Source organism: Microvirga tunisiensis, assembly GCF_009296175.1.
In the GTDB taxonomy this organism is placed as follows: domain Bacteria; phylum Pseudomonadota; class Alphaproteobacteria; order Rhizobiales; family Beijerinckiaceae; genus Microvirga; species Microvirga tunisiensis.
This window is the reverse complement of record NZ_VOSK01000072.1, coordinates 1-26,591: the sequence shown is the minus strand read 5'-3', so window position 1 is coordinate 26,591 and position 26,591 is coordinate 1. Positions and strand designations below refer to the sequence as shown.

25 protein-coding genes and 1 pseudogene are annotated in these 26,591 nt (G+C 63.5%); 8 read left to right on the top strand and 18 right to left on the bottom strand.

Annotated features, from left to right (window positions below; translation table 11 throughout):
* Positions 1–120 precede the first annotated feature (120 nt).
* The 6 genes from FS320_RS18245 to lptF all read right to left on the bottom strand — a co-directional run bounded on the left by FS320_RS18245 (position 121) and on the right by lptF (position 8,085).
* On the bottom strand, positions 121–1,239 hold the full coding sequence (locus FS320_RS18245; protein ID WP_152713249.1) for a D-alanine--D-alanine ligase family protein: 1,119 nt from the start codon (positions 1,237–1,239) through the stop codon (positions 121–123).
* A gap of 156 nt (positions 1,240–1,395) precedes the next feature.
* On the bottom strand, positions 1,396–2,256 hold the full coding sequence (rsmA, locus tag FS320_RS18240) for a 16S rRNA (adenine(1518)-N(6)/adenine(1519)-N(6))-dimethyltransferase RsmA (RefSeq protein WP_152713248.1): 861 nt from the start codon (positions 2,254–2,256) through the stop codon (positions 1,396–1,398).
* Positions 2,253–3,263: a 4-hydroxythreonine-4-phosphate dehydrogenase PdxA gene (gene pdxA / locus FS320_RS18235; RefSeq protein ID WP_162003073.1), complete on the bottom strand. Its 1,011-nt coding sequence runs from the start codon at positions 3,261–3,263 to the stop codon at positions 2,253–2,255. Before pdxA ends, rsmA begins: the two co-directional genes overlap by 4 nt.
* A gap of 15 nt (positions 3,264–3,278) precedes the next feature.
* On the bottom strand, positions 3,279–5,801 hold the full coding sequence (locus tag FS320_RS18230) for an LPS-assembly protein LptD (protein WP_152713247.1): 2,523 nt from the start codon (positions 5,799–5,801) through the stop codon (positions 3,279–3,281).
* Positions 5,802–5,836: 35 nt separating this feature from the next.
* The gene (lptG, locus tag FS320_RS18225) at positions 5,837–6,922 is read right to left on the bottom strand and encodes an LPS export ABC transporter permease LptG (protein ID WP_152713246.1); all 1,086 of its coding nucleotides are present in this window, start codon (positions 6,920–6,922) and stop codon (positions 5,837–5,839) included.
* A 2-nt stretch (positions 6,923–6,924) separates the two neighbouring features.
* A complete protein-coding gene (gene lptF, locus FS320_RS18220) occupies positions 6,925–8,085 on the bottom strand; it encodes an LPS export ABC transporter permease LptF (RefSeq protein ID WP_152713245.1) in 1,161 nt (386 codons plus the stop codon).
* Between the two features lie 203 nt (positions 8,086–8,288).
* Here lptF and FS320_RS18215 point away from each other — a divergent pair, with 203 nt between their 5' ends.
* From FS320_RS18215 to FS320_RS18200, 4 genes are all read left to right on the top strand, one after another.
* Positions 8,289–9,785 (top strand): leucyl aminopeptidase, encoded by a 1,497-nt coding sequence (locus tag FS320_RS18215; protein ID WP_152713244.1) that lies wholly within the window; start codon positions 8,289–8,291, stop codon positions 9,783–9,785.
* Between the two features lie 62 nt (positions 9,786–9,847).
* The gene (locus FS320_RS18210; protein WP_152713243.1) at positions 9,848–10,300 is read left to right on the top strand and encodes a DNA polymerase III subunit chi; all 453 of its coding nucleotides are present in this window, start codon (positions 9,848–9,850) and stop codon (positions 10,298–10,300) included.
* Positions 10,301–10,588: 288 nt separating this feature from the next.
* Positions 10,589–12,163: a S10 family peptidase gene (locus tag FS320_RS18205; protein ID WP_152713242.1), complete on the top strand. Its 1,575-nt coding sequence runs from the start codon at positions 10,589–10,591 to the stop codon at positions 12,161–12,163.
* 5 nt (positions 12,164–12,168) lie between these two features.
* The gene (locus FS320_RS18200; protein WP_152713241.1) at positions 12,169–12,546 is read left to right on the top strand and encodes a hypothetical protein; all 378 of its coding nucleotides are present in this window, start codon (positions 12,169–12,171) and stop codon (positions 12,544–12,546) included.
* Between the two features lie 63 nt (positions 12,547–12,609).
* On the opposite strand, the gene FS320_RS18195 is transcribed toward FS320_RS18200, so the two are convergent.
* The 6 genes from FS320_RS18195 to FS320_RS18175 all read right to left on the bottom strand — a co-directional run bounded on the left by FS320_RS18195 (position 12,610) and on the right by FS320_RS18175 (position 16,707).
* On the bottom strand, positions 12,610–12,822 hold the full coding sequence (locus tag FS320_RS18195; protein WP_152713240.1) for a hypothetical protein: 213 nt from the start codon (positions 12,820–12,822) through the stop codon (positions 12,610–12,612).
* Between the two features lie 421 nt (positions 12,823–13,243).
* Positions 13,244–13,531 carry a hypothetical protein gene (locus FS320_RS18190; protein WP_244627209.1) on the bottom strand — a complete coding sequence of 96 codons (288 nt, stop codon included), beginning with the start codon at positions 13,529–13,531 and terminating at the stop codon, positions 13,244–13,246.
* 146 nt (positions 13,532–13,677) lie between these two features.
* Positions 13,678–13,815: a hypothetical protein gene (locus FS320_RS45210; RefSeq protein ID WP_153885315.1), complete on the bottom strand. Its 138-nt coding sequence runs from the start codon at positions 13,813–13,815 to the stop codon at positions 13,678–13,680.
* 74 nt (positions 13,816–13,889) lie between these two features.
* Positions 13,890–14,072: a hypothetical protein gene (locus tag FS320_RS18185; RefSeq protein WP_152713238.1), complete on the bottom strand. Its 183-nt coding sequence runs from the start codon at positions 14,070–14,072 to the stop codon at positions 13,890–13,892.
* Positions 14,073–14,247: 175 nt separating this feature from the next.
* Positions 14,248–14,640 (bottom strand): hypothetical protein, encoded by a 393-nt coding sequence (locus tag FS320_RS18180; protein ID WP_152713237.1) that lies wholly within the window; start codon positions 14,638–14,640, stop codon positions 14,248–14,250.
* Positions 14,641–14,829: 189 nt separating this feature from the next.
* Complete coding sequence (locus FS320_RS18175; protein WP_152713236.1) at positions 14,830–16,707, bottom strand: ABC-F family ATP-binding cassette domain-containing protein; 1,878 nt, start codon at positions 16,705–16,707, stop codon at positions 14,830–14,832.
* A 217-nt stretch (positions 16,708–16,924) separates the two neighbouring features.
* Here FS320_RS18175 and FS320_RS18170 point away from each other — a divergent pair, with 217 nt between their 5' ends.
* The gene (locus FS320_RS18170; RefSeq protein ID WP_152713235.1) at positions 16,925–17,611 is read left to right on the top strand and encodes a Crp/Fnr family transcriptional regulator; all 687 of its coding nucleotides are present in this window, start codon (positions 16,925–16,927) and stop codon (positions 17,609–17,611) included.
* Here FS320_RS18170 and FS320_RS18165 read toward each other — a convergent pair.
* Positions 17,571–18,272, bottom strand: coding sequence for a TetR/AcrR family transcriptional regulator (locus FS320_RS18165; protein ID WP_152713234.1), 702 nt, complete (start codon positions 18,270–18,272; stop codon positions 17,571–17,573). The two genes, FS320_RS18170 and FS320_RS18165, sit on opposite strands and share 41 nt — an antisense overlap.
* A 149-nt stretch (positions 18,273–18,421) precedes the next feature.
* Between FS320_RS18165 and FS320_RS18160 the strand changes: the two genes are divergently transcribed.
* The gene (locus FS320_RS18160) at positions 18,422–19,615 is read left to right on the top strand and encodes an HlyD family secretion protein (RefSeq protein WP_152713233.1); all 1,194 of its coding nucleotides are present in this window, start codon (positions 18,422–18,424) and stop codon (positions 19,613–19,615) included.
* A 5-nt stretch (positions 19,616–19,620) separates the two neighbouring features.
* Positions 19,621–21,213, top strand: coding sequence for a DHA2 family efflux MFS transporter permease subunit (locus tag FS320_RS18155; protein ID WP_152713232.1), 1,593 nt, complete (start codon positions 19,621–19,623; stop codon positions 21,211–21,213).
* 143 nt (positions 21,214–21,356) lie between these two features.
* Here FS320_RS18155 and FS320_RS18150 read toward each other — a convergent pair whose 3' ends face one another.
* The 5 genes and pseudogenes from FS320_RS18150 to FS320_RS18130 all read right to left on the bottom strand — a co-directional run bounded on the left by FS320_RS18150 (position 21,357) and on the right by FS320_RS18130 (position 25,346).
* Positions 21,357–21,644, bottom strand: coding sequence for a hypothetical protein (locus FS320_RS18150; protein ID WP_152713231.1), 288 nt, complete (start codon positions 21,642–21,644; stop codon positions 21,357–21,359).
* 59 nt (positions 21,645–21,703) lie between these two features.
* A pseudogene (locus tag FS320_RS18145) lies at positions 21,704–22,184 on the bottom strand (DUF2267 domain-containing protein).
* Between the two features lie 64 nt (positions 22,185–22,248).
* Positions 22,249–22,434 carry a hypothetical protein gene (locus tag FS320_RS18140; protein WP_152713230.1) on the bottom strand — a complete coding sequence of 62 codons (186 nt, stop codon included), beginning with the start codon at positions 22,432–22,434 and terminating at the stop codon, positions 22,249–22,251.
* A gap of 280 nt (positions 22,435–22,714) precedes the next feature.
* On the bottom strand, positions 22,715–23,770 hold the full coding sequence (locus tag FS320_RS18135; protein WP_152713229.1) for an HlyD family secretion protein: 1,056 nt from the start codon (positions 23,768–23,770) through the stop codon (positions 22,715–22,717).
* Positions 23,771–23,777: 7 nt separating this feature from the next.
* Positions 23,778–25,346 (bottom strand): MFS transporter, encoded by a 1,569-nt coding sequence (locus FS320_RS18130; protein WP_152713250.1) that lies wholly within the window; start codon positions 25,344–25,346, stop codon positions 23,778–23,780.
* Between the two features lie 440 nt (positions 25,347–25,786).
* On the opposite strand from FS320_RS18130, the gene FS320_RS18125 reads away from it, so the two are divergent.
* Positions 25,787–26,591 (top strand): recombinase family protein (locus tag FS320_RS18125; protein ID WP_152713228.1); only part of this gene is annotated, 805 nt, incomplete at its 3' end.

Below are 26,591 nucleotides of genomic sequence, written 5' to 3'. Positions count from 1 at the left end.
CGGCGAAGCGGGCGGGCAGGTGCAGCATGGCGGCGTCTCTTGGCGGAAACTCTGCCAGTCTACCGCATCGTTCGCTTCGCCGCCCCTCGCTCTCACATCACCCGTCAGAAATGGCTAAACTCAAGCTAAGACGAGAGCCAGCGAATTCCGGCGCTCGTGACGGGCGATGGCATGCCCGATCAACACTTCCATCAACTCGTTCTGAGGCAGGCCACCGGCCTCCCAGAGCTTGGGATACATGCTGATCGCCGTGAAACCCGGCAGGGTATTCACCTCATTGACGAAGAGCCCGTCGTCATTCTTTGGATCCAGGAAGAAGTCGACACGGGCCAGGGCCTCGCACGCCAGAACCTTGAACGTCTCGACGGCAAGCTCCTGGATGCGGCGCGCCTGAGTTGGCGAGAGGTCCGCCGGGATGCGCAGGAGCGCGCCGTCCGCGTCGATGTACTTGGCGTCATAGCTGTAGAAGCCGTGATTGCCGGCGGGCACGATCTCGCCCAGTGGTGATGCGCGCACCTCGCCAGCGGCATCCTCCAGCACCGAGCATTCGATCTCGCGAGCGCCCGTGACGCTGCGCTCCACGAGCACCTTTCGGTCATAACGGAAGGCACGCTCGCAGGCCTTGTCGAACTCCTCCGCGGACGAGGCGCGGGACACACCGACGGACGAGCCCATATTGGCCGGCTTGACAAAGAGATCGGGCGTGCCGAGCGCGTCCGCGGCCGACCGGTAGTCGATGCGGGTGCGCAGCGTCAGCGTCAGGAACGGAACCACCGGCAGGCCGCTGTCGCGCAACAGGCGCTTGGCGATGTCCTTGTCCATCCCGGCGGCGGAGCCCATCACGCCGGAGCCGACATAGGGAACATTGGCGAGTTCGAGAAAGCCCTGGACCGTGCCGTCCTCGCCGTTCGGTCCGTGGAGCACCGGAACGACCGCATCGAGGCGCAGGGAACGCGATGCTGCGCTTCCGTTCAGAACGATCGTCTCGCCGGCGCCGCCGGGAAGCAAGGTCACTTGCGGGGCTCCGTCGGGGATCTCCAGGGACTGAGCGCCTCTTCCGCCGCCATTGCCGCTGTCGCAGAGGAGCCAGCGTCCGTCCCGGCCGATGCCGATGGGGACGATGTCGTAACGGTCCGGATCGAGCGCCCGCAGGACATTGGCCGCCGACAGCTTCGAGACCTCATGCTCCGCAGAGCGTCCCCCGAACAGAAGTCCGATTGTCTTGCGCGGCTGCGACATGCCCGCTTTCTCCTCTCGCAGCCGCTGAAGGCCGCACATATAACGTCCGATATTGGAAGAGGCGCGGTTAAGGTCTCATGAAGAGGGGCCGACCGCGCCGGTCCAGCAGCTCCATATAGGCGGAGACTGCGAGAGGACGAGCGACAGGCGCCAATCTCAGCCCAGCTGCTTTCTCATCTCATCATAGGCATTGGCGAGCGCCACATAGCCTTCCACCGGGATGTTCTCGGCGCGGGTCGTTTCCTCGAGCCCCGCCGCACTGATGATCGGGGCAGGATCCGGAGCGATGGATTTCAGGCTTTGGCGCAGCATCTTGCGGCGCTGTCCGAAGGCCGCGCGGGTCACGGCTTCCAGGGCGCCGATGCGGCAGGGCAGCGGGCTGGCGCGTGGAGTCAGGTGGACCACGCTCGAGGTGATCTTCGGCGGCGGCACGAAGGCGGAAGGCGGCACGTCGAAGAGGATGCGCGCCTCCGTCCGCCAGCCGCAGAGAACGCCGAGCCTGCCATAGTTCTTCGGATCGCTCTCGTCCGCTACGATGCGTTCGGCCACCTCGCGCTGGAACATGACGGTGAGCGAAGCCCACCAGGGCGGCCAAGCCTCGCCGGTGAGCCAGCCGGTCAGTAGGGCGGTACCGACATTGTAGGGCAAATTCGCGATGATGCGGACGAGCCCATCGCCGACCAAAGGACGCGGGTCGAACTCCAAGGCATCGGCTTCGACAACCTCCAGTCGGCCCGGGTAGCGCTCGGCGATCTCGGCAAGCGCGGGCAGGCAGCGGGAATCGCGCTCGATGGCGATCGTTTTTCTCGCACCGGCCGCGAGGATCGCGCGGGTCAGGCCGCCCGGTCCGGGGCCGACTTCGATGACCGTCGCGTCTTCGAGAGGTCCCGCGGAGCGGGCAATGCGGCTGGTGAGATTGAGGTCGAACAGGAAGTTCTGGCCGAGCGACTTCTTGGCCATCAGCCCATGTGTGCGCACCACCTCGCGCAAGGGGGGAAGGTCATCGATCTGGCTCATGGGCGCCCCAGGCGGGCGGCGAGCTTCAGGGCCGCCATGAGACTGTCGGGGCGGGCGATGCCCTTGCCCGCGATGTCGAAGGCCGTGCCATGGTCGGGCGACGTCCGCACGAAAGAAAGCCCGAGAGTGACGTTCACCGCCTCGTCGAAGGCAATGGTCTTGATCGGGATCAGGGCCTGATCGTGATACATGGCAAGGGCCGCATCGTAGCGGCTCCGGGCATGGGCATGGAACATGGTGTCCGCCGGCAGGGGACCTGCCACCTGAATACCCTCGGCGCGCAGGATATCGATGGCCGGGACGATGATCGTCTCGTCCTCCGTTCCCATCGCGCCGTTTTCGCCGGCATGAGGGTTAAGGCCTGCGAGGGCGAGCCGTGGATTGGCGATGCCGAACCGCTCCCGCAGCTCCCGAGCGACGATCCGCCCGGTGAGGACGATCAGGTCCGTGGTCAGGGCGGAGGGCACGTCCGAGAGGGGGATGTGGACCGTGACGGGAACCACGGCGAGCTGCTCGCTCCATAGCATCATCACCGGATAATAGGTTTCCTCGCTGCCTTTCGCAGCGAGAGCCGCGAGAAACTCCGTATGCCCCGGGTGCCGGAAGCCGGCCTTATAGAGCACATGCTTGGCGATGGGATTTGTCACGACAGCGGCCGCTGAGCCCGCTCGGACGAGCCGTACCGCCGTCTCGATGGCTTCGATGACGGACGGAGCATTGGCCGCATCATGCGTCCCCGGCTCGGCGGAAACCGAGACGCTCAGCGGAATAACGGGAAGCGTGCTTGAAAAGGCGGATTGGATTTGCTGCGGCTCGACAGGCGCGATGGGAATCGTCCATCCGAATGTGTCGGCGACCCGGGCGAAATGGTCGGGATCGCCGATGACGGCAAAAGGCGGCAGGGAGGCTCGATCCCGCTCGAGCCAAGCTCTCAGGCTGAGTTCTGGCCCGATCCCTGCCGGATCACCTTGGGTAAGCAGGAGAGGGCGTTGGTTTAAACCTGACACCGGGCCGCTGCCCCATCATTCATCGTCAGTGCCGTTCAGGTTCTGACTATAGCCCACTTCGCCCAGAGACCGGAACTCGAGGCTGAACGCGATGGTGTGGTTCTGGTTCTTCTCACCCGAGTTCCGCACCACCTCGCGCGGGGTCACGCTGTAGCTGATCGAGAAGGTCGTGCACTCGTCCATATAGCCCAGGCCAAGGGACATGCCGCTCAAATAGAGGGCATTTTCGCGGTCGTAGACCGCATCGGGATTGGTCGCGAGCTGGGTGAGATAGGTTTCGCGCGCCAGGAGATAGCGGTCGAGATCGAGGAGAACCGAGCCGGTCACGTACCAGTTCGGCGAGATGTCCCACCGGGCCGAGCCGAGCAGGCCCTCGCGGCGCATCGGGAACCCGATGGCGGGCTGAGCAGCATAGTTTGCATAGGTCAGCGAGGTCGACACCGGCAGGTACGGATTGAAATTCGCCCGGAACCCGGCTTCGATCCGATTGACGTCGAAGTTCTCCTGGTCGAATCGCGCACGGGTCACGAGGGCGAAGTTCGCATTCGGGGAGATCTGGAAGCGGCCGACATAGTCGGAAGCCCGCGAGTCAAGCCCCGAATCCAGCCCCACATTGGCGAGATCGCCCTGCCGGAACGAGTTGCGCCCAGCGATCTGATAAGACTGACCGAACAGCACGTTGGCGTAGAAATCGTCGGCACCCGTCACGGTGTACTGGACGCCGAGATTGGCGCGGACGCCGCCTTCGGCCCGATCATAGCCGGAGAACTTGTCCCAATCGAACAGGGAGGTGTCGTCGAACACCAGGCTCTGGGCATCCTCGTTGGGGAGACTGCCGATCCCGGTTTCGTTCGGGCGGGCGATCACCTGCGCGATCGGCTCGAGGATCTGCTTGCCGGAGGTCCCGAGGCTCGCGATGAAGGGATAGCGGTATTCGACACCGACGGCCGGCATGGCGCGGAAGAGATAATCGTCGTCCGTGTCGATGAAGTTGCCGAGCTGCGCGTTCTGGTACCCGTTGAAATCCGGGGAAATCCAGAACTGGTCGGCCCTGACATAGGCGAAAGGCGTCCAGACCTGACCGATCGGGTCGACGAACTCACGGCGCCAGGACGCGGTGACCGATGCCCGTGAGGTCGAGCCGCTGATGCCGCGGACGAGGCAGGATGCGGGATCGAAGATCACGCAGGTCTGGGCCACGCCGTAATAGGTGGTGTTGGCGACTGATAGCGGATCGAATTGGGCGGCCTGGCGCGAGAGGCTGGTCACGTTCACGTCGAGGGCGAACTCGCCGCCGATGGTCGGGGGGGTGAAGCGCTTGTTGTAATCCAGGACTGGAGCGACGATCGGCTGCTGCTTCTGCCACTCGTTGCTGGACAGGGTCTGGAAGTAATAGCCCCGCACGTCGAAGAAGGAGCGATCGCCCTGTCCCTGGAGATACAGGGTCGAGATCGATTCCTTGATATAGTACGCGCTGAGGCTCTCGCTGCGGATCTTGTAGTTCGACAGGAACCACTTGTCCGAGAGCAGTGCTATGTCCCAGCCCCAACGCCAGTTCTGATTGATGTAGAAAAGGCCGGTCGTCTCGAGCGAGCCGCGGAAGTCGCGATTTCCAGCCCCGTAGGGCGGCTGGAGGAAGGCATCGGGCTCCTGCTGCGAGATGCCAGCCACGCGGACGTTGTAGACGCCGTTCTCAAGCCGATGGCGCCACTCGGCCTGACCCAGAATGCCCTGCCGGCTCAAGAAAGTCGGGCTGATCGTCAGGTCGTAGTTCGGTGCGATCGCCCAGAAGAACGGGACGGTGGCGCCGTAGCCGAGCGAGGTGGAATAGACATAACGCGGCGACAGGAAGCCCGTCTTACGCTTGACCGTCGGATCGGGGGTCCAGAAATAGGGCAGGTAGGCGACCGGAATGCCGAGGAGCTCGAGGGTTGCATCCTCGTAATAGATCGTCCGTTCGCTGTTGTTGTGGATGATCTTCGCGGCCTTGACCTGCCAGAGCGGGGGCCGTTCGGGATTGTCCTTGCAGGGTTCGCAGGCCGTATAGGTGCCGCGCTCGAAAACCGTCGTCTCGCCCTCGGCGCGCTCGGCGCGCGGGGCCGAGAAACGGGTCGTGAGGGGACGGCCCTGCTCGACGGTGGTTTGAACCACCCTCAAGGAATCGATGAAACCGTTTTTGAAGTCGTCCGTCAGCTCGAATCGATCGCCCGTGGCGACGGTGCCGCTGGCATCCGTGAGGCGGGCATTGCCTTCGGCGAAGACCCGACCGGTATTCCGGTCGTAGGTGACCCGGTCAGCCTGGAGCGTCCGACCCTGGTAGTTCATCTGGACGTCGCCGGAGGCGGCAATCGTGTTCTTGTCGTTGTCGTAGACGATTTCCTTGGCATCGACCAGAAGCCGGTCCTGGCCCGATCCGGACTGGGCGCGAGCGCCAATGGCTTCGTTCAGGGTTGCCTGGGCAAGCGCAGGCATAGACCCAGCAGCGAATAGCGCCACTGCGACCGCAGACGTTGCGATCGTTGTCTTAAGCCGCCGCATCCCCACTCCTTCGCAAACCTTCTTATCGAGGCCGGTCAGCCGTCCTCTTGGTGCAATAACGCCAAGGTCCCTAACAGACTGCCTACTACAGCCGGGAACCAGGCCGCAACAAGGGAACTGATGATTCCGGAGGCGCCAAGCTCCGCCATAAGCTCCGTGGCGACATAAAGCATGAACCCGGCCGCGACGCCACCCAGAACCATTATCGCTACACCACCAAATCGAAAGAATCTTAACGATACGGATGCGGCCACGAAAACCATGGCGATGAACAAAAGAGGACGGGCCATAAGCAGGTCGTAATGCAGCTGGTAGGTGGTGGTGTTGATGTCCGCCTGCTCCATGCGGTTGATTGTCTCTTTGAGATCCCAGAATGGGACCGCATCGGGATCGATGAAGCTCTGTCGAACCTGCGAGGGCTGGAGGCTCGAGGCGATCAGGTAGCGGTCATGGGCCTGGGGCTCCTCGGTGGCCGAGAGGATCCGGGCATCCTTCAGCTCCCAGAAGCCCTCATGCAGGGTCGCCTCCTTGGCTTCGACCCGATGGGTGAAGGTTCCCGCCTGATCGAAGGCATAGACCGTGACCCCGTAAAGGGTTGCCGTGTCGGTGGCCGAGCCGTCGCCACGGAAGATGGCCTGTCCGTCCTGGCTCCTCTGGCGGATCCAAATCGGCTTCTCCCGGGTTTGAACGGCCCGGGAAAAAGTCTGCGTTTCCAAGACGGATGCCCGCTGCTTGAGGACAGCCGAGACCGGGTTGTAGACGGTCACGGACACGACGCCGATCAAGAGGGCGATCAAGAGCCCGGGCTGCAGGAATTGCCATGCGGAAATGCCGGCTGCTCTCGCCACTACCAGTTCGAGCTTGCGGCTGAGCTGGAGGAGCGCTGCCATGCTGCCGAACAACACGGCGAACGGCATGACCTGCTCGGCGATGGCGGGTGTGCGGAACAGGGCAAGCTGGGCAATCACCGCGGGCGTTGCGGCAGGCGCGTCGCCCGCCCGGCGCATGAGCTCCACGAAGTCCAGGGTATAGACGAGGGTGAAGACAGTCGCGAAAACCAGGAAAATAGTCTTGATGAACTGTCGCGAGAAATAGAGCCCGAGGGTGCGGCCGATCAGCATGGTCAGGCCTTCTGAGGTGCGGGGGAGCGCGACGGAAGCAGATTGCGGATTGCCGCCTGAAACTTCGCCTGTGCGGATCGCATGGCCGGTCCCTTGAAGATGAACAGCAGGCTGACGAGGATGCCCGCCAGAGGCACGCCATAGACCGCAATCACCGCCGCCGGCGTTCGCGCAACGGCGCTCGATGCAGCAAAGCCGAGAATTCTCAAGAGCACGATCGCAACGACCGCGCTGGCAATGGCGAGACTGCGTCCCTGACGGGTCGTCCGGGCTTCACCAAGGGCGGCAAAGGCGATGACCATCATGGCAAGCGGGTAGAGCCAGGACGACAGCCGATCGTGCAGCTCGGCCCGGAAGCGCCCCCGCTGCTCCTGGTAAAGAAGCTCGTTCTTGTCAGGGAACAGGAGCTGGGTGGTGCTTCGCTCGCGCGGCTTGTAGATGACTTCTCCGCCTTCCTTGTTGAAGGCCGACAGGTCGACCGCGTAGCGCTCGAAGGCCACGATCGACGAATCGCGGCTGTTGGGCTCCTTCCGCTGAACGCTGCCCTTCTGGAGCACGAGATAGGCGTTTCCGCTCTGTTCGACGGTTTGGCCGCGCTCGGCAAGATAGACGATGGCTTTGTCCTTCTCCCGCAGATCTTCCATGAAGATCCCGAGAAGGGCGTCTCCCGAGCGCTCCCGGTAATGGAAGGTGATGCCGTTCTCCAGGGTGATGAACTGCCCTTCCTTTGCCATTGTGCCCACGAAATCGGCCCTGATCTTCGTGAACAGCTGGCGCAGCTCCTGGAAGCTCGCGGGCATGAGATAGACCGAGATGATGGCCACGACGGCGCAGACGAAGGCGGCCAGGGCCACGAAGGGCCGCAGGAGGCGCTGCGGCGGCATGCCGCCGGCACTCATGACGATCAGCTCGGAATCGCCGTTCAGCTTGTTCAGGGTATAGAGGGTGGCGAGGAACAGGGCGACCGGAGCGATGACGTTGATCAGGGCGGGCAGGGACAGACCCGTCACCGTGAGGAAGATCAGAAGGGTCTGGCCCTTGCCTGTCAGCAGGTCGAGCTCGCGCAGGGCCTGCGTGATCCAGATCACGCCCGTCAGAGCGACGAGGCATGCGGCGAAGGCATTGAAAGTGTTTTTCAGGATGTAGCGTTCGAGAAGTGTCATAAAGCCCTTCGCCCCCGGGCGGTGGAGTCCTGGGTATCGTGTCATCTGATCTCAGGCAAGACGGCTGTTTTCAACAGCCTGGAATTGCGCCGATTTCACGGCGGCTTCCCCGTGCCATAACCCGCCATATGGTATATGTCCCAATCATCAGCGTCGCAGCCGGCTCGAAGACCGGCGATGTGCATCACAACAAAGAGGATTTCATGGCCGACAGCTTCAAGATCGACTTCCAGGCCCATGGCAAGGTTGAATCCGGCGATCTCATCGTCTTCGTCGGGGAGAATCTCAAGCCCACGGCAGCGGTTGCCAAGCAGCTGGGCCCGAAAGCCGTCGATCTCATCGCCAAGGCGGCGGCGGCCGAGAATTTCAAGGGCAAGGCGAAGTCCGCCATGTCCATCGTCGTTCCCTCCAGCCTTTCGGTCGACAGGCTGCTCGTGATCGGCGTAGGCGGCGAGAAAGATCGGACCAATGTCGATTTCGTCCAGCTGGGCGGCCTGATCGCGGGCAAGGTGAACGGCAAGCTCGCGACGGTGGTGCTGGATCTGCCCGAGATCGAGGTCACGCCGGACGCGGTCGCCGACATCGCGATCGGCGTCCAGCTGCGCCGCTACAGCTTCGACCGCTACAAGACCAAGAAGGACGACAACGACGCCAAGAATGGCGGCCGCCTCGTTCTCAGCGTGGCGGATCCCGCCGCGGTCAGGAAGATCTACAAGGCCCGCGAGGGCATCCAGCAGGGCGTCATCATCGCCCGCGACCTCGTCAACGAGCCGCCGAATGTTCTCGGTCCCCAGGAATTCGCCGCTCGCGCCCAGGCTCTCGCCAAGCTCGGTGTCGAGGTCGAAATCCTCGACGACAGGGCCATGAAGAAGCTCGGCATGCATGCGCTTCTCGGCGTGGCGCAGGGCTCCGCGCGCGGCGGACGGATTGCCATCATGCGCTGGAACGGCGGCAAGGCCAACGACAAGCCCATCGCCTTCATCGGCAAGGGGGTGGTGTTCGATTCCGGCGGCATCTCCATCAAGCCGGGCGCCGGCATGGAGGACATGAAGGGCGACATGGCGGGCGCCGCCTGCGTCGTCGGCCTCATGCATGCGCTCGCGAGTCGCAAGGCCAAGGCCAACGTGGTCGGCGCCATCGGCCTCGTCGAGAACATGCCGGACGGCAATGCCCAGCGTCCCGGCGACATCGTCACCACCATGTCGGGCCAGACCATCGAGATCATCAACACGGATGCCGAAGGACGCCTCGTGCTGGCTGACGTGCTCTGGTACGTGCAGGATCGCTTCAAGCCGAAGTTCATGATCGATCTCGCGACCCTGACCGGCGCGATTCTCGTGGCCCTGGCGCAGGAATACGCGGGTCTCTTCTCGAACAACGACGAGTTGGCCGAGCGCCTGACAGCCGCCGGCAAAGCGACGGGCGAACGCGTGTGGCGCATGCCCCTGGGCCCGGAATTCGACAAGATGATCGAATCCAGGTTCGCCGACATGAAGAACGCGGCCGGCCGTTTCGGCGGCTCGAGCACGGCCGCGGCGCTGCTTCAGCGTTTCGTCAACGACGTGCCATGGGCGCATCTCGACATCGCGGGCACCGCCATGGGCTCGCCGCAGAACGAGATCAACAAGGGCTGGAGCTCCGGCTGGGGCGTGCGCCTTCTCGACCGTCTCGTGCGCGACCATTACGAGGCTCGAGGATGAGAGCGGAAAAGGACCTCGCACGCAGTGCAACCCTTTGCGACCGCAAGGGATCGTGATCATCGATGACCGAGGTCCTTTTCTATCACCTCCAGCATCAGCCGCTCGAGTCCGTGCTGCCCACGCTCCTGCAGAAGACGCTGGAGCGGGGCTGGCGCGCGGTGGTGCAAGTGACGACCGAAGAGCGCATGTCCGCACTCGACGATCACCTGTGGACTTTCACCGATGAAAGCTTCCTGCCGCACGGCACGGACCGCGAGGCCCATGCGGCGGACCAGCCGATTCTCATCACCCTATCCGGCGACAACGCCAACGGCGCCTCGATCCGCTTCCTCTTGGAAGGCGCCGATCTGCCGGGGGACATCGCCGCCTACGAGCGCCTCGCGATCCTGTTCGACGGCAACGACATCCAGGCTCTCGCCTTCGCCCGCGATCAATGGCGCGCGGTGAAGGAGGGCGGCCACGACGCGACCTATTGGCAGCAGGACGAGCGCGGGCGCTGGCAGCGGAAGGCGTGATGGCGTTCACGGGACGACATGCTCGATAGCCCTTTCCTAATGGGTTGGCCGCCTCCCTCGTCATGGCCGGGCGTATCCCGGCCATCCCGATGATAGGAAGCGCAGCGCTTTTCGGATCGGGATCACCGGCACAAGGCCGGTGACGACGAAGGTGCTGAATGTCCGCCCAGACTCTCGGGATGAGGGCTGAGATTGATACAAGGCACCTGAACACGAACTCTTCATCGCCTTGAATCTTGCAACGGGAGGGATGCTCTCCAGTTTCAGGAAGGCCAAAAGGATGTCCTGATGAAACGAGCGATGCGCCTTCCTCTGTATGCTGTTCTTGCCCTGTCTCTGGCGATGCCTCTTGGAGCCGGAGCACAGGAGCAGGCGGGCAATCGGGAACAGCCACCTCAAGGTCAGCAGCAGGAGGCGCGCCGGCCTCGGCCTGAAGCCAGGGATGCGCAGGCCCTGCCGCCGGAATCGGTGACGCGCCACAGCCTGCAGCTTCCGGGACGGACCCTGTCCTTTACGGCGACCGCAGGTCATCTGGCGCTGACGGATCAGCAGGGCACTCCACAGGCCGAGATCGGCTTTGTCGCCTATACGCGCGACGATGCGGATCCGGTGACCAGGCCGGTGACGTTCGCCGTGAACGGCGGTCCGGGTGCATCCTCCGCCTATCTTCATCTTCTTGCGGTCGGCCCCTGGCTCCTGCCGATGGATGGGTCGACGATCAGCCCCTCGGCTGCGCCGGCCCTCGTGCCCAACGTCGAAACCTGGCTCGACTTCACCGATCTCGTGTTCATCGACCCGCCCGGCACGGGCTACAGTCGCGTGGTCGGCGGCGATCAGGTGCGGGAGCGGTTCTATTCCGTACAGGGCGATATCGACGGGTTGGCGGCTTTCGTCATGCGCTGGCTGAAGGAGAAGAACCGGCTCACCTCGCCGAAATTCTTCGTCGGCGAGAGCTATGGCGGTTTCCGCGGGCCCCTGTTGGCGCAGAAGCTGCAGAGCGATCAAGGCGTCGGCTTCAGCGGTCTGGTTCTCGTCTCGCCGGTGTTCGATTTCGATTGGCTCGAGCAGGGAACCGCAGGAGCGCCCTGGACCAACGCGGCGCTCCTTCCGTCCCTTGCCGCGGCGAAACTCTCCCGCACGGGCCCGGTTTCGCGGGATGCGCTCAAGGAGGCGGAGGCTTATGCGTCGGGCGAGTATCTCGTCGATCTCATGCGGGGGCTACAGGACAGGCGGGCCGTCGAACGGGTCAGTCGACGCGTGGCGGAATTGAGCGGGCTCGATCCCGAACTGACGCGTCGTCTTGCCGGGCGCGTCGACATGCGCACCGTTCAAAGAGAGTTGCGGCGCGGATCGTCCGAGATCGTCAGTGCCTACGATACCAATGTGGCCATCGCCGATCCCAATCCGACCTCCCAATCTTCCCGCTTCGAGGATCCGGTGCTCGATGCGATGACGGCGCCCCTGTCGAGCGCGATCATCCATCACCTGACGCATACCCTGAACTACAAGGCTGAGGGGCGCTACAACCTGCTGAACGGATCGATCAACGGCGCATGGCGCTGGGGCGGCGGGCGCAATGGCCCCGAAAACCTCGATGAACTGCGGCAAGCCCTCTCCCTCGACGGCAAGCTGCGTGTGCTCGTCACCCACGGCTTCACCGATCTGGTGACGCCGTATTACGCTTCACAGCTCCTCTTGAACCAGCTTCCCGAGCTCGGCCCCCAGACGCGTGTGGCTTTGAGTGTTTACGAAGGCGGCCACATGTTCTATTCGCGACAGGCGTCACGGCAGGCCTTCAAGGCCGATGTGCAGCGGCTTTTCGAAGAGGCTCTGCAGGCGAGGGCGGCCGATAACAGGGATTGACGGTGATGCGTATAAAGGTTCTCTCAGGTGTCGCTTTCATGGCGCTGGTTCTGGCGGCCTGCACCAGCACGAGCAGCGCGCCGACTGCTTCGGCGGTGGCAACGGCTCCTGCGCCGTCCGCCCGATTGGGTCCCGTTATCGACGGGCCCACGCTCGGACCGGACGGACGCTGCACCGTAACGGGATTCGGGACGGCGACCGCCATCGAACCGGGCATCACGGAATGCGATCTCGTGCGCCTGAAGGGCAAGCCCGCGACGGATGTGCTCGTCGGGGAGAGCGGCAAGGGACAGCGCGAAGTGCAGGTGCTCTATTCCGAACCCGGCGGCCGCGAGCTCTACTTCTTCGTGAACAACAGACTCGACCGGGTGGTGAAGCCGTAATCAAAGCGCGTGATGCCCGGTACCGTGCCGGGATCCGTGTCTTTTGCAGAGGACTTCAGGCTGTCACGGCAGCCAGCCATCGATGACGGGCAGATCATCCAGCCGCAGCTTCGGCCAGCCGAAGAACTGCGCGAAGAGACCGTAGAGGCCGCCGCCGATGAACACGATCGCGACCCAAGCGACGGCGGCGGCAGGCCAGCCGCCATGGACACCCGCAATGCAGGCCGGGATCAGCGATAGCACAAGGATCCCGTAGCTCATGAACCCGGTCTTCACGATTGTTTTCCGTTAACGATGTCGTCGATTGATGCATCCGACGCTGTCATGCCGGCATATAATCATGCTGCGAGACGATGCCAGAGCAGGCGATGCCTGTCGACTCGTCCACCCGTGACGATCAGCTGAGTAGGACGGCCGTCCATCCGAGCATGGCAATGCCGCACAACAATCCAATCCATCGGAAGGCACGAGCCAGATTGTCGTTGGCCGGATTGGAGTGAGGAGGTTCGGAAATGTCGTCGTCTTCGTCCATAGCGGATTTTTTATTCCTCCAGATTTTTATGGGGAGCAGATCTCAAGCCCGAACAAGAGTCGAGCATCACCGATTGCATGGCACCGCCGATCCAACGCATAGCTCAAAGGCAGCAAGCCCGACGCGAGCAATGTTGTCGGCCGGATGGATTGAGCATGTGGAATGTCAGGAATCGCTTCGGCGTGCCGGCTTGCCGCAGCATCCGGTGCCTGCAATGGCGCAATCGTGGAGATGCTTGATGTCGTCGAGGCTGCGGATGGCCGGACCCGATCGTCTTTGAATGATCGCGCTCAGTTGCCTGAATTTGTCGTCGGACCAATCTTCGATCACCAAGGCAACCGCTTTCTTGAGAGGAAGAGTCGCGATCTTCACCGGCATGAGATCGGGGTTCCTGGATGGCCTGCCGATGGCAAACAGATCGACGATCTCTTCAAGATCATGAGCAGCGGTCAAAGTCCTCTCCATCCAAGCTCCGGGCGGGCGCAGTCCATACAGAGGAATGTCGCAGTCGAGGGTGCAGGCGTTCAAATGACCAAAGGAGGTAAGCAACAGCCATCATGGGCGAGCACGCTCCTGGTTCTCGAAACCGGACGATCTCCTTATCGCCACACGCACGGGAACGGAGTGAACGGATCGTTGTCGTTGCCCGGTTCGATCGCCCTGGCCGTGAGCGGGGCGAGCGGCACGAGCGCGTGCGTGAAGAGCCGCACAGTGCAATAGGACAGGACCTGATTCATCGTAGCCTCCATCAAGGGCAGCAGAAGGCTACCTCACGGATGGTCAGCCAGATGTGCTGTCACGCACCTTCTATTTACCTAACGGCAGTTTGTGCGAGGCAGGCCACGCGCTTCCAATGCAGGCGGATTTTTCCTTTGGTCTGACAGCGGACCGTATTGTCGTTGACGGCGAGCGCGGAACTCTCCGTCAGATAGGCCATCGGCAAGAGGCCGTCCGAAAAGACTTTGTCGGTGCAGGCGGAAATCTGGATTCTCATTCGTCAGCCTCCCCCATAAGGCTCTTTCGAGAATACGTTCCTGCTCCGATTCTGCGTGGGCCCCGAGTAGGTAACCCAGGCGCCCTGGGGGAGTAGGCAGGAGGGGGTACGGGCCGGAACGGTGCGCTCGCGTCGTTGATTTCACTGCTGAGTGTCCGCCGACCCGTGCCTTGCATCAGTAGACGTTGTAGCGTCGGACGGGCCGTTCATAGCCGTCATCGTAGTCCTTGAAACCTCGGTCATAACCCCGCGGAGGAGGGGGGCCGCGATGGCCGTCGTCGCGCCACCTGTCGCCGCGATCATAGCGGCGGGCCACATACGCGCAGCGCTTGGGCATGCCCGGAGCCGGATCGCCGAAGGCGCCGTTCGAGCAGGGAATGCCGCCTTCTCGGACGAAGACTTCCGCGCTCCGTCCAGGAATGCCGTAGATGACGCGCGTCGGATAGGGGACGCGGCAGAACCCGTTCTCCCGCGCACAGGGCACCAGGCTCTGTGCCTGGGCCTCCGGCAGCGCCCCAAACATTGCACCGGTGGCAAGCACCGCTGTCGCCAATACCGCACGAAGCATGTTCGTTCTCCATGGTAAGAACGCCAATATACGGCTCTCATGATGAAAAATGTTATAACGGTGAGAGATCCATAACGACGGATAGCCTTTGTGGGCGGTCTTACAATGGCTTTCTTTGGTCAGAGGTGACTGCTGCTTTCCTGGTTTTCTGCGAGGAGCAGGGGTGACTGCGCGCAAGTGGAAACAACTCTAAGCGCCCGCTTCCTCGATTTCGCTGCTGAGCATGAGCCATTCTTCCTCTGCGGAAGCCAGGGTCGCGGCCGCCTCGGCGCGCATCTTCGACAGCTCGGTGGCCTTGGCCGGATCCTTCTGAAAGGCGGTGCCGTCGGCGAGTGCGGCGTCGACCTTGCCGATCACGTCGGTGAGTTTTGCCATCCGGCTCTCAAGCGCCTCCAGCTTCTTGCGCAGGGGCGCCAGCGCCACCCGGCGCTCTGCAGCGGCGCGGCGCTCATCGATCTTGGAGGCGGTGGGTGCCTGCGGCCTGTCGGAGCGCTTCTGCGGATCGAGATCGCCGGAGAGCACGAGCTGGCGGTAATCGTCCATGTCGCCGTCGAAAGGCTTTACGCTGCCGTTGCCGACGATCCAGAGCCGGTCGGCGCAGGCCTCGATCAGGAAGCGGTCGTGGCTCACCAGGATGACCGCGCCCGTATAGTCGTTGATCGCCTCCATCAGGGCCGTGCGGCTGTCGATGTCGAGATGGTTCGTCGGCTCGTCGAGGATGAGGAGGTGAGGGCCTCTGAAGGCCGCCAGCCCCATCAAAAGGCGCGCCTTCTCGCCGCCCGACAGGGCAGAGACCGGCGTGTCCGCCTTCGCGCCCGGAAAGCCGATTTGCGCCGTGCGGGCGCGGATCCTGGCGATCGGCGTGTCCGGCATCCGCTCGGCGACGTGGTCGTAGGCCGTCGCCTTGGGATTCAGCTCGTCGAGCTGGTGCTGGGCGAAATAGGCCACGTCCATTCGGGTGGGCGTGCGCATCTCGCCCTTCATGGGCTCGAGCCTGCCACCGATGAGCTTGCAGAAGGTGGACTTGCCGTTGCCGTTCGAGCCGAGAAGAGCGATCCGGTCGTCCGGCGCAATCGTCAGGTTGAGGCGGTCGAGCACGACCCGCTCGCCGTAGCCGACGGCGCCGCTCTCGACCGTGATCAGCGGCGGTGCGGCGGGACGCTCTGGCCCCGGCAGGTTGAAGGGCAGCACGTCGTCTTCCACGATGGTCGTGATCGCCTCCATCTTCTCCAGCCGCTTGACGCGGGACTGAGCCTGCCGGGCCTTCGAAGCCTTGGCCTTGAAGCGGTCGACGAAGGCCTGGAGGTGCTTGCGCTCGGCCTCCTGCTTCGCCGCCATCTTGGCGGTCAGTTCGCGCTTCTCCGCATATTGCTTGGCAAACGAGGTGTAGCCCCCGCGATAGATCGTGAGCTTGCCCCGGTCGAGGTGGAGGATGTGGTTGACGCAGGCGTCGAGGAGTTCGCGGTCGTGGCTGATGACCAGAACGGTATGCGGGTAGCGCCCGAGATAGTCGTACAGCCAGAGCGTGCCCTCGAGGTCGAGATAGTTGGTCGGCTCGTCGAGAAGCAGGAGGTCCGGTTCGGTGAACAGAACGGCGGCGAGCGCCACGCGCATGCGCCAGCCGCCCGAAAAGGCCGAGCAGGGCCGGTTCTGCGCCTCGGCATCGAAGCCGAGGCCGTGCAGGATCGTGGCTGCTCTGGCAGGCGCTGAATGGGCGCCGATATCGGTGAGCCTGGTTTCGATCTCGGCCCGGCGGATGCCGTCGGCCGTCTCGGCCTCGGCCAAGAGGGCGCTGCGTTCCTTGTCGGCGGCGAGCACAACGTCGATCAGGGACTCGGGCCCGCCCGGCGCCTCCTGAGCCACGGCGCCGATCTTCATGCCGCGAGGCAGAGCGACGCCGCCGCTCTCGGTGGCGAGCTCACCCTGGATGATCTTGAACAGGGTTGTCTTGCCCGCACCGTTGCGCCCGACGAGCCCCACCTTCGCGCCGGTGGGCAGGTTGAAGGAGGCGTGGTCGAGGATCAGCCGGTCGCCGATGCGGTAGGTCAGGTCGTTGACGTGAAGCATGCCGCCTTTTGGCGTGGGATGGCGGCGCTGGCAAGGTCCCAGGCCGTCTCAGGGGAGGGTGAGGATGCGATTCGCTGACTGAGCTGGCAGCGGCCGCCTAGCCTGAATCGCCAGTGACAAAATCGTCGAGGACTGAGAAAGGGATGGCCGACATGATCATACTGGCCATGGAAAATTTGTGCTATAGCCAAGGATAGCATTCAGGGGGAGGAGACCGATGGCGCGGCTCGCCGGGATTAAGCTGTTCAAGGGACTGGACATCGACCTTGAGCGTTCCGAGGCGCGGGCCAATTGGCGCCGCTTCGATCCCGAGGAGGTCCTGGTCGACTTCGACGAGCCCTCTACGGACGTCTATTTCCTCCTTTCGGGCGAGGTCCGGGTCCTCATGCGCACGGCCTCCGGCAAAGAGGTCATCCTCTACGAGATGAGGCCCGGCGACCTGTTCGGCGAGCTGGCTGCCCTCGACGGTGTGCCGCGCTCCGCCAACGTCACGGCCCTGACCCGCGGCGAGGCCTGCGTGATGCCGGCCTCCGTCTTCAAGGAGCTTCTCTTCTCGCACCAATCCGTCGCCGAGCGTCTCTTCTGCTTGATGGCCTCCCGCATCCGGGAACTGAACGCCCGCTTCATGGAGCAGACCGTCCTCGACCTCCGGCACAGGCTCTATTCGGAGCTCCTGCGCCTGTCGACGCCACGGCAGGACCGGTCGGGGGAGCGTGTCATCACGCCGCCGCCGTTTCACCACATCGTGGCAGCCCGTATCGGCTGCCGCCGCGAGCAGATCACCCGGGAATTCACCATGCTGACTCAGGAAGGCCTGATCGAGCGCACGCGCGGCGCCCTGATCCTGCGGCAGCCGGACGTGCTCAAAGCCCGCGTAGCCGAGGCCCTGCAGACGGATCACTAGCTGGGTCTTTCGGACCATAGGCCGCGAAGAATACCCGAAGTGCGTTCTCCACGTTCTTCTGGATCTCAGCTTCAGTCGGAGGTTCGCCGACGGAAAAGAGCAGGCGGCGGAGCATGCCTGAGACACAAAGGTCGAGGAAATGCTGCGCCGCGACGCTGGTATCCTCGATGGACAGCCGTCCCGCTGCGACCTGATGGTCGAAATAGGCGCTCAGACGGGCAAGACCCTGGCATGGACCTGCTTCATAAAAGGCCTGCCCCAGATGAGGAAATTTCTCGGCCGCGCCCATGACCATCCGGATTGAGGAAATATGCTCGGGCTTGCCCATGCGACGCAAATAGCTGAGCCCCAACGTCCTCATTACCCCGCGCACGTCGGGATCGTCGGCGTCGAGCTTGAACAGAACCTCGGCCAGCCCCCGTTTCTCTTCTGTGGTGAGGGCTGCGAAGAGACTCTCCTTGCTGTCGAAGTAGACATAGAGGGTACCCTTGGAAACGCCCGCGACTTTGGCGATCTCGCCCATGCTCGCGCCATCGAAGCCCTCCGCCAAGAAGACCTTGCGGGCACCCTCCAGAATCTGGCGCCTCTTGGCGCTTTCGGTGCAGTCCTCCCCGGTGGGAGAAAGGTTCTGGTCGTGGGTGCGGTCATGCACGGCGCTCATAGCTTCTATTATCACCTTTCGTGTTTCGCCTATTGACCGAACGGTTCGGTCAACTCATATATGGCAGGTATTCAACAGAGATCAAGGCTGCAACGATAGGCCCGAACCTTTTCGGCTCAAGGGCTTTAAGTTGGCTTGCAGAGGTTCACATGGCTTACCGGGACGAGTTTGAGCAGGGCGCGAAGGACCGCCCGGAGACCGCTAGGGAAGGGCAGTCTGTCCAGGCGTCCCAACCTGTGCAGGCGGCTCCTCAGGCGCCAGTGCCAAAGTCCAAGAGAGGACTGGGCAAAAAGCCGGTTATCCTCGCCGTTCTGGCGGCCGTTCTCGCCTTTGGCGGCTATGAGGGCTTCCACTGGTGGACCGACGGGCGCTTCATGGTTTCGACCGATGACGCCTATGTGCAGGCCGACATCACGATCCTGTCGGCCAAGATCTCCGGCTACGTATCCTCCGTTGCGATCACGAACAACCAGAGTGTCAAGGCAGGCGACCTGATCGCCAAGATCGACGACGGTGATTACCGCCTCGCTCTCCAATCCGCCAAGGACAAGCTTGCGACCCAGCAGAGCGCTATCACGCGCATCGGACGCCAGATCGAGTCGAGCCGCGCCTCTGCGGCGCAGGCCGAGGCGCAGATCGTCAGCGCGCAGGCCGAGGCCGAACGGGCCGAGAGCGACTATGCCCGCCAGCAGCAACTCGCCCGGTCCGACTACACCAGCCGCGCCGCGCTCGAGAACGCTAAGGCCGCCCGTGACCGTGCCAATGCCGAGGTCAAAAGCGCCCAGGCGGCGCTGGCCGCCGCTCAAGCGAATGTCCAGGTTCTGGCCGCTCAGCAGAACGAGGGCGAGCGACTTGCCGCCGAGTACCGGACATTCGTCGAGAAGGCTGAACGCGATCTCTCCTTCACCGAGATCCGCGCACCGGTCGATGGCGTCATCGGCAACAAGGCCATGGAAGTCGGCACCTATGTGCAGCCCGGTGCCCGACTCGCGGCCCTCGTCCCGCTGACCAGCGTCCATGTGGATGCCAACTTCAAGGAGACGCAGCTCGTCTCTCTGAAACCCGGTCAGAAGGTGCATGTGAAGGTCGATGCCTTCCCCGATTCCGACATCGTCGGCACGGTGGAGAGCGTTTCGCCTGCGGCCGGTGCGGTGTTCAGCCTGCTGCCGCCGGAGAATGCCACCGGCAACTTCACCAAGATCGTCCAGCGCGTGCCCGTGCGCGTCACTGTCAGCCCCGAGGTGGCCCAGCAGGGTCTGCTGCGCCCCGGCCTGTCGGTGGTCGTCGACGTCGATACGCGTACCTCGTCCGAGCCTGAAAAGACGGCCAGCATCAAAGAGTAAGAAACATGGCCGCATCGGCTGCCATTCAAGCAAAGCCTCAAGGCATGCCTGCCGCGAAGCCGATGCCGCTCGACCGGCGCCGGACCTTCGCGTTCTTCTGCATGGTCTTCGGCATGTTCATGGCGATCCTGGACATCCAGATCGTCTCGGCCTCGCTTGCCGAGATCCAGGCGGGCCTCTCCGCGTCGTCCGAGGAAATCTCCTGGGTCCAGACGAGCTATCTGATCGCGGAAGTGATCATGATCCCGCTCTCGGGCACGCTGTCGCGCGTGCTTTCGACCCGCTGGATGTTCGTGATCGCCTCAGGCGGTTTCACGCTTATGAGCGTCATGTGCGCGACCGCGACGAACATCGAGCAGATGATCGTCTACCGTGCACTGCAGGGCTTCATCGGCGGCGGCATGATCCCGACCGTTTTCGCCTCGGCCTTCACGATCTTCCCGCCCGAGAAGCGGCCCGTGATCTCGCCGATCATCGGCCTTGTGGCAACGCTCGCGCCGACCATCGGCCCGACGCTCGGCGGTTACCTGACAGATCTTTTCTCCTGGCACTGGTTGTTCCTCGTCAACATCGTGCCGGGCATCTTCGTCACGGTCTCGACCTATCTGCTGGTCGATTTCGACGAGCCGGATTTCAGCCTCTTCAAATCGTTCGACTGGGCGGGATTGGGCTTCATGGCGGCCTTCCTCGGCAGCCTGGAATACGTGCTGGAAGAGGGCCCCAACAACGAATGGTTCCAGGATAAGGCAGTGCTGATCCTGGCCATCGTCTGCGCCGTCGGGGCGATCGGCTTCTTCTACCGGGCGTTCAAGGCCAAGCAACCAATCGTGGACCTGCGTGCCTTCGCAGACCGCAACTTCCTCGCGGGCTCTTCCTTCAGCTTCGTCATGGGCATCGGCCTCTACGGCCTCACCTATCTCTACCCGGTCTATCTGGCACGGGTGAGGGGCTATTCGTCCCTGCAGATCGGCGAGACCATGTTCGTGACCGGCGCCACCATGTTCCTCATGGCGCCGGTGGCGGGAATGCTGTCGCGCAAGATGGATCCGAGGCTCATGATGGCCATCGGCTTCGGTGCCTTCGCCCTCGGGACCTGGCAGATCACGGGCCTCACCAAGGATTGGGATTTCTGGGAGTTGTTCGTGCCGCAGATCCTCCGCGGTGTCGGCCTCATGATCTGCATGGTGCCGATCAACAACATCGCCCTCGGAACGCTGCCGCCGGACCGGATCAAGAATGCATCAGGCCTTTACAATCTCACCCGCAATCTCGGTGGCGCGGTGGGGCTGGCAGTCATCAACACGCTCCTGAACAACCGGACCGACCTGCATCTCCAGCGCCTGCGCGAGAGCGTCACCTGGGACAGCTCCACCGCGATGGAGACCCTCAATGCCCTGACCATGAGGTTCCAGGGACTCGGCACGGATGCCAATGCGGCAGCCATCAAGACCATGTCGAACATGGTCAGGAAGGAAGCTCTGGTGATGTCCTTCGCCGACGTGTTCCTGCTCCTGACCGTGCTGTTTCTGGGGCTCGTCTGTGCCTTGCCCTTCATCAAGAAACCCCGCGCGGCGCCCGCAGGGGGCGGGGGGCATTAGGGCGTTGCCAGGTGTCTGTTCAGTGTCATCCCCGGCGGGGCAAGCGAGGGAAGGGGATCCGCGATCAAGCGCTGCGTTCTGGATCCCCTTCCCCTCCGCTGTGCTCCGGCCGGGAATGAGAGGATGAAGTCCATGGCAGGCCTTTATTGGCTGAGCGTCTTCAGCTTGAGCTTGCGCAGGAGGTCGTAGACCTCATCCGACGATCGGCAGACCCGGTTCAGGATCACGGGTTGGCGCAGCGCCACGTGGATGTGGTTCGGTGCATGCATGCGGATGGTGCCGAAGCCGGGGAAGCGTCCGTTTCCGGGATGCCGGTTGTTCCAGCGATTGGGAGGTCGGCCGATCCACGGTCTGTAGGTATGCACCGCATCGAGCAGCCGCGCGCACTCCCGATAGTAGCTCTCTTCGACGGCATGCTGCTCCAGTTTCATCGATCCTCGGCGGCAGCTTCACACTGCCTGCTTGCCATCCCGGAGGGGACGATTGCGCTTCAGACATCGCGCGAGAAGCGCACCTCGTCGACTTCGATTTCGACGTCGACCGAAACGGGTGAAGGCCAGAGGGCTCGAATGTCCTCCGGCAGAGCATGGCGCACCTTCTCAACCTGTCCCACGGGGATGTGTCGCGACAGGACACTGAAGACCGCGAGCCGCATCCTGCGGATCGACGGGGCGCGTCGAATTCAGATCGAAAGACAAAATGTCGAGAAACTCGTCGAGTGAGCGATAGCGTTCCGGTGGCGCCGCTGGCCGCCACTGATCGTAGTAGAGCCCGCGCACGAGGAGCGGCAGCTCTGCGCTCAAGTGAGCGCCCAGCTCCACCGGAATGCGGTCGCGCACGGTTCTCAGCACGGCCCCCAGCACGTGCCAGGAAACCTGCCGGTCGGAGCCGAGCTCCTCCATGATTTCCTTGAGCCAGGTATGGGTGGTTTGAAGGGTCTTATCAAAGACATCGAGACCGGTTGCGCTCATGGCGAACCTCCTTGGCCTTCGCAATCGTTCGCGCCGTCCAGGGCGGTGCCGTCACCGCATGGCTTCAAGTCTGGGCGCTGGAATTGGGATTCTGCCTGTCGGCGGGAGGAACCCCGCCCTTCGATCCCTTCGAGCCGCCGCCCCATTGCTCGGCGTTCTGAACCGGATTGCCGCCCTTGTGATCGGGCGCATGGGCTTTGGGACTGCCGCTGGCGGTCGGGTCGTGCTTGGTGTCGGGTTTGTCGGGCATCTTGACGCTCCTTCTGCCGATGCACCGGAACGGCAGAGACAACGGGTTGTTCCGACTGTTCAGCTCAAAAGAGCTCGATTACAGAGAAAGGTGGTGCGGGGGCCAGGGTGTTGCCTCAGAGTCCGGCTCATAAGCCCCGGACCTCATCCTGAGGAGGTGCGAAGCACCGTCTCGAAGGAGGATCCAGAGAGCACTGGAGACGCCCTGATCCTTCGAGACGCCGCCTCCGTCGGCCCTCAGGATGAGGACTGCGGTAAAGCAACAATTTCATGCAGTCGCCTCACGAGGGCTGCGCCCGCGTATCCACGCTCACCACCACCGACATGCCGGGCACCAGGCGGTCCGCGAGCGCCTGCCCGGGATCGATGGCGATGCGTACGGGCACCCGCTGCGCCACCTTGGTGAAGTTGCCGGTCGCGTTGTCGGTTCTGATCACGCTGAACTCGGAACCGGCGGCCGGCGAGAAGCGCTCGATGCGGCCTGCGAGCTGAGCATGCTCGAGGGCGTCGACCGTGAAGGTGACGGGCTGGCCCACCTTCATGCCCGACAATTGCGTTTCCTTGAAGTTGGCGACGACCCAGATCCGCTCCGGCACGAGGGCCAGCAACTGCGTGCCGGCCGACACATATTGACCGACGCGCGCGCCGACCTCGCCAAGACGTCCGTCCTCGGGCGCCACGATGCGCGTGTTCTGCAGGTCGATCTCGGCCAGCCGGACGGCGGCCTGCGCGCCCTGCACCACAGCTTCGAGAGACTGGCGATTGACGAGCGTGGAGGCGAGATCCTGGCGGGAGACGATCAGGGCAGCCTCGGCCTGATGGAGGGAGGCGGTCGCTTGATCGAAGGAGGCACGGGCTTGATCGGCTTGGCTTTGCGTCGCGACCCCCCGCTCCAGGAGCGGGGCGATCCTGTTCCAGTTCGCCTCCGCAGCGCTCAGAGCCGCCCTGGCGCTGTCGACCTGCGCCTGGCTCGATTCGATCCGCGCCCGATCCGAGCGCTCCTTCTGCTCGGAATTGGCTAAGGCCGCCTGCTGGCTTGCCAGGGTGGCTTTCGCCTGCTGCAGCTTCTGTTCGAAGATCCGGTCATCGATCTTCACGAGCAGTTGACCGGCCTTCACATGCTGAAAATCCTGCACCGCCACCTCGGCGACATAGCCGGCAAGCTGGGGAGAGACGACCGTGATCTGACCGCGCACATAGGCGTTGTCGGTGGTCTGGACGGAACTGGCGAAGGGCGGCAGCCGCCATGCATAGAGCACGAGGGCGACACCGGCGATACCGGCGATACCGATGATCGCAGCAACGATGGTAGCGGTGGAACGGAAGTACTTGGTCATGACGATGTTAGCTGGCAGCCAGTTGCGGTTCGGGTGAAATGCTTTTGCGGATCGCGCGGATCGCGAGATGGAGGATCATCACCGCAATCGTGCAGGCGGCGAAGAGGGCGATAGCCAGGAAGGCGTCGTTGTAGGCGAGCACGGTGGCCTCGCGGGTGACCTGCTGGCCAAGGAGCGCCACGCCTTCCGCGTTGAGAAGCGATCGGTCGGTGATGACCCGGCCATAGGTTGCGGCAAGCTGGGTAATACGTTGGGCGACAAGCGGATCGATCAGGGTCAGGTGATCGGCCATAGCCTGGAGATGGAACCTCGTGCGCCAAGTGATGAAGGTGCCGACAAGCGCCGACCCGATCACCCCGCCAAGGCTCTGCGTCGTCAGGAAGACGACGATGAAATTCAGGATGAAGGTCGGCCCCCGCTTCAGCGCCAGCGTCAGCCCGGCCGCCATGGCGGGAGGCAGGAACAGGACGCCGGCTACGGCGATCAGCGCCTGGCTCGCATACATCTGCTCGGGCCTGGTCAGGCTCGTCGCGTTGCTATCCATGAGAGCGCCAATCATGAGCAGGCCCAGGGCCACCATCTGGGCCGCATTCTCCCGGCCGGGCTTGACGACGGCGATATAGGCCAGGCCCGCTGCGATAGAGGCACCGATGACCACGAGGGACAGGGTCGCCATCTGGTCGTTCTGCAAGCCCAGGGCTTGGAAGAATGCGAAGGCACCAGCGGTCTGCTCCGACATGAGGAGGCGGAAGATCATGAGGGTGCCGCCGAGATGCAGGATCTCCTTGCTGGTGAGCCAGCGGATATCGAGAAAGGGCGTCTCGCGATTGAGCTCGATCACGATCGCGCAGGTGAGCGATGCGAGTCCGACGGCGAGCATGACGCCGAGCCAGGGCGCCTCGAACCACCAGTAGACCCGCCCCAGGGCGAAGACCATGGCGGTGAGGCCAAAGCCGACGGCGATGAACAGATAGCTGACGACATCGAGCCAGTGGATGACCTTGGCCCGCGGCGGTGGCGTGAGAGGCAGCAGATACACGGCCGCAAACGCCATCATGGCGAGGGCGATCTCGAACAGGTACAGGCCGTGCCAATCGCCCACCATCAGAAGATCCGGCGAGATCAGGCGGGCGAGAGGAGCGCCGATCGCAATGTTCGTGAGCACGAGAGGCTGGCCGATGCTCAGCTTCTTGGCCGGAGGAAGCGGCTCCAGCATGTAGAGAAAGGCGAGCGTCGAGATGGGTGCTGCCGCGATGCCGCTGAAGAAGCGCACGATGAGGGCCGATTGCAGGTCTCGCACGAAGATGTGCAGCAGCATCACGAGCACGAACAGAAGAATGCTCAGCTCCGCGAAGTTGCGGAGGCCGAACTGGGCTCTGACCTTCACGAGGATCAGCGAGAGGCTGACATTCGGCGCCATATAGGCGGCGATCAGCCATGTGACCTCGTTGGTGGTGGCGCCGAGCGGCCCCTGAAGCTGAGGGAGGTTCGCCGCGGCGAGGTTCATTCCCAGCCCCTGGGTGAGGGACAGGAGGAGGGAGGCCAGCATATAGAGGGCCGGCCGAGGCCGCGACATAGGAGCAGGCGCCGCCGGAGGGGCGGGCGGCGCCTGCGGCTCCACCGGCTTCGAAGGGGTCTCGACCTCGGGCCCGTGGGCGTTGGCAGTGCCGGTAGGATTGTTGTCGGAGTTTTCTGTCACCGGAAGCACACCGTGGCGTGTTAGACAATGGTGCAAGGTTTGCGATCAGCTTTGTCCATACGATCGCCCGCGAGGCTCTACGCCATCGCTCGACAGGTCCAACATTAAAGCCTCAGCCGGTCGATGAACCCGGCGAAGGATGAGGACCGCCATGGCCAAGCTTTGCAAGCGGCGCCACCCCTTGCGCCTTGAGGTCGGCTTCGAGGTCAGACGGGGCAGTCGGGACGTCTTGGGACGCACTTACGAGCGCCTTCTGCCCCTGCACAGCTGTTCGCTGCCATCACGGGCACAGACCGTCATATCCGAGGGAGCATGCGATGAGAACTCCGCACCTGAGAGCCGTTTCAGCGCCGCAGACCGTGCAGGTCGCCCTCTACGCCCGCGTCTCTTCCGACCAGCAGGCTGAGCATCACACCATCGACAGCCAGCTGGCGGAGTTGGCCGCGCGAGCCGAGCAGGATGGCCATTGCATCCGAGATGATCTGCGATTCATCGACAATGGCCACAGCGGCGCCAGCCTGATCCGCCCGGCCCTGGAACGTTTGCGCGATCTCGTGGCGCTGTCGGCGATCGATCTCGTCTACGTCCTGTCTCCGGACCGCCTCGCCCGCAGCTATGCCCATCAAGTTCTGCTGCTCGAGGAGTTTACCCAAGCCGGCACGCAAGTGGTCTTCCTCAATCGCCCAATCGGAACCACGCCCGAGGACAGTTTGCTGCTGCAACTGCAGGGCATGTTCGCCGAGTACGAGAGGGCCAAGGTGCTGGAGCGCAGCCGGCGCGGCAAACGCCACCGCGCCCAAACCGGGGCCGTCAGTGTCCTGTCCCGGGCGCCCTTCGGCTACCGCTACATCACGCGTGAGGCTGGCGGGGGAGATGCACGCTACGAGATCGACGAGGAGGCCGCCCGGATTGTGCGCCAGATCTTCATTTGGGTCGGGCACGAGCGCTTGACGCTGGCCGGGGTCTGCCGGCGCCTGCACGACAGCGGGATTCCAAGTCCGACTGGGCGGCTCCACTGGAGCCGGGCGATGATCCATAGCATGCTGCTCAACCCCGCCTATGCGGGACAGGCGCTTTATGGTCGCCGCCAGAGCGTGCCATGGCGGCCGCCACTTCATCCGC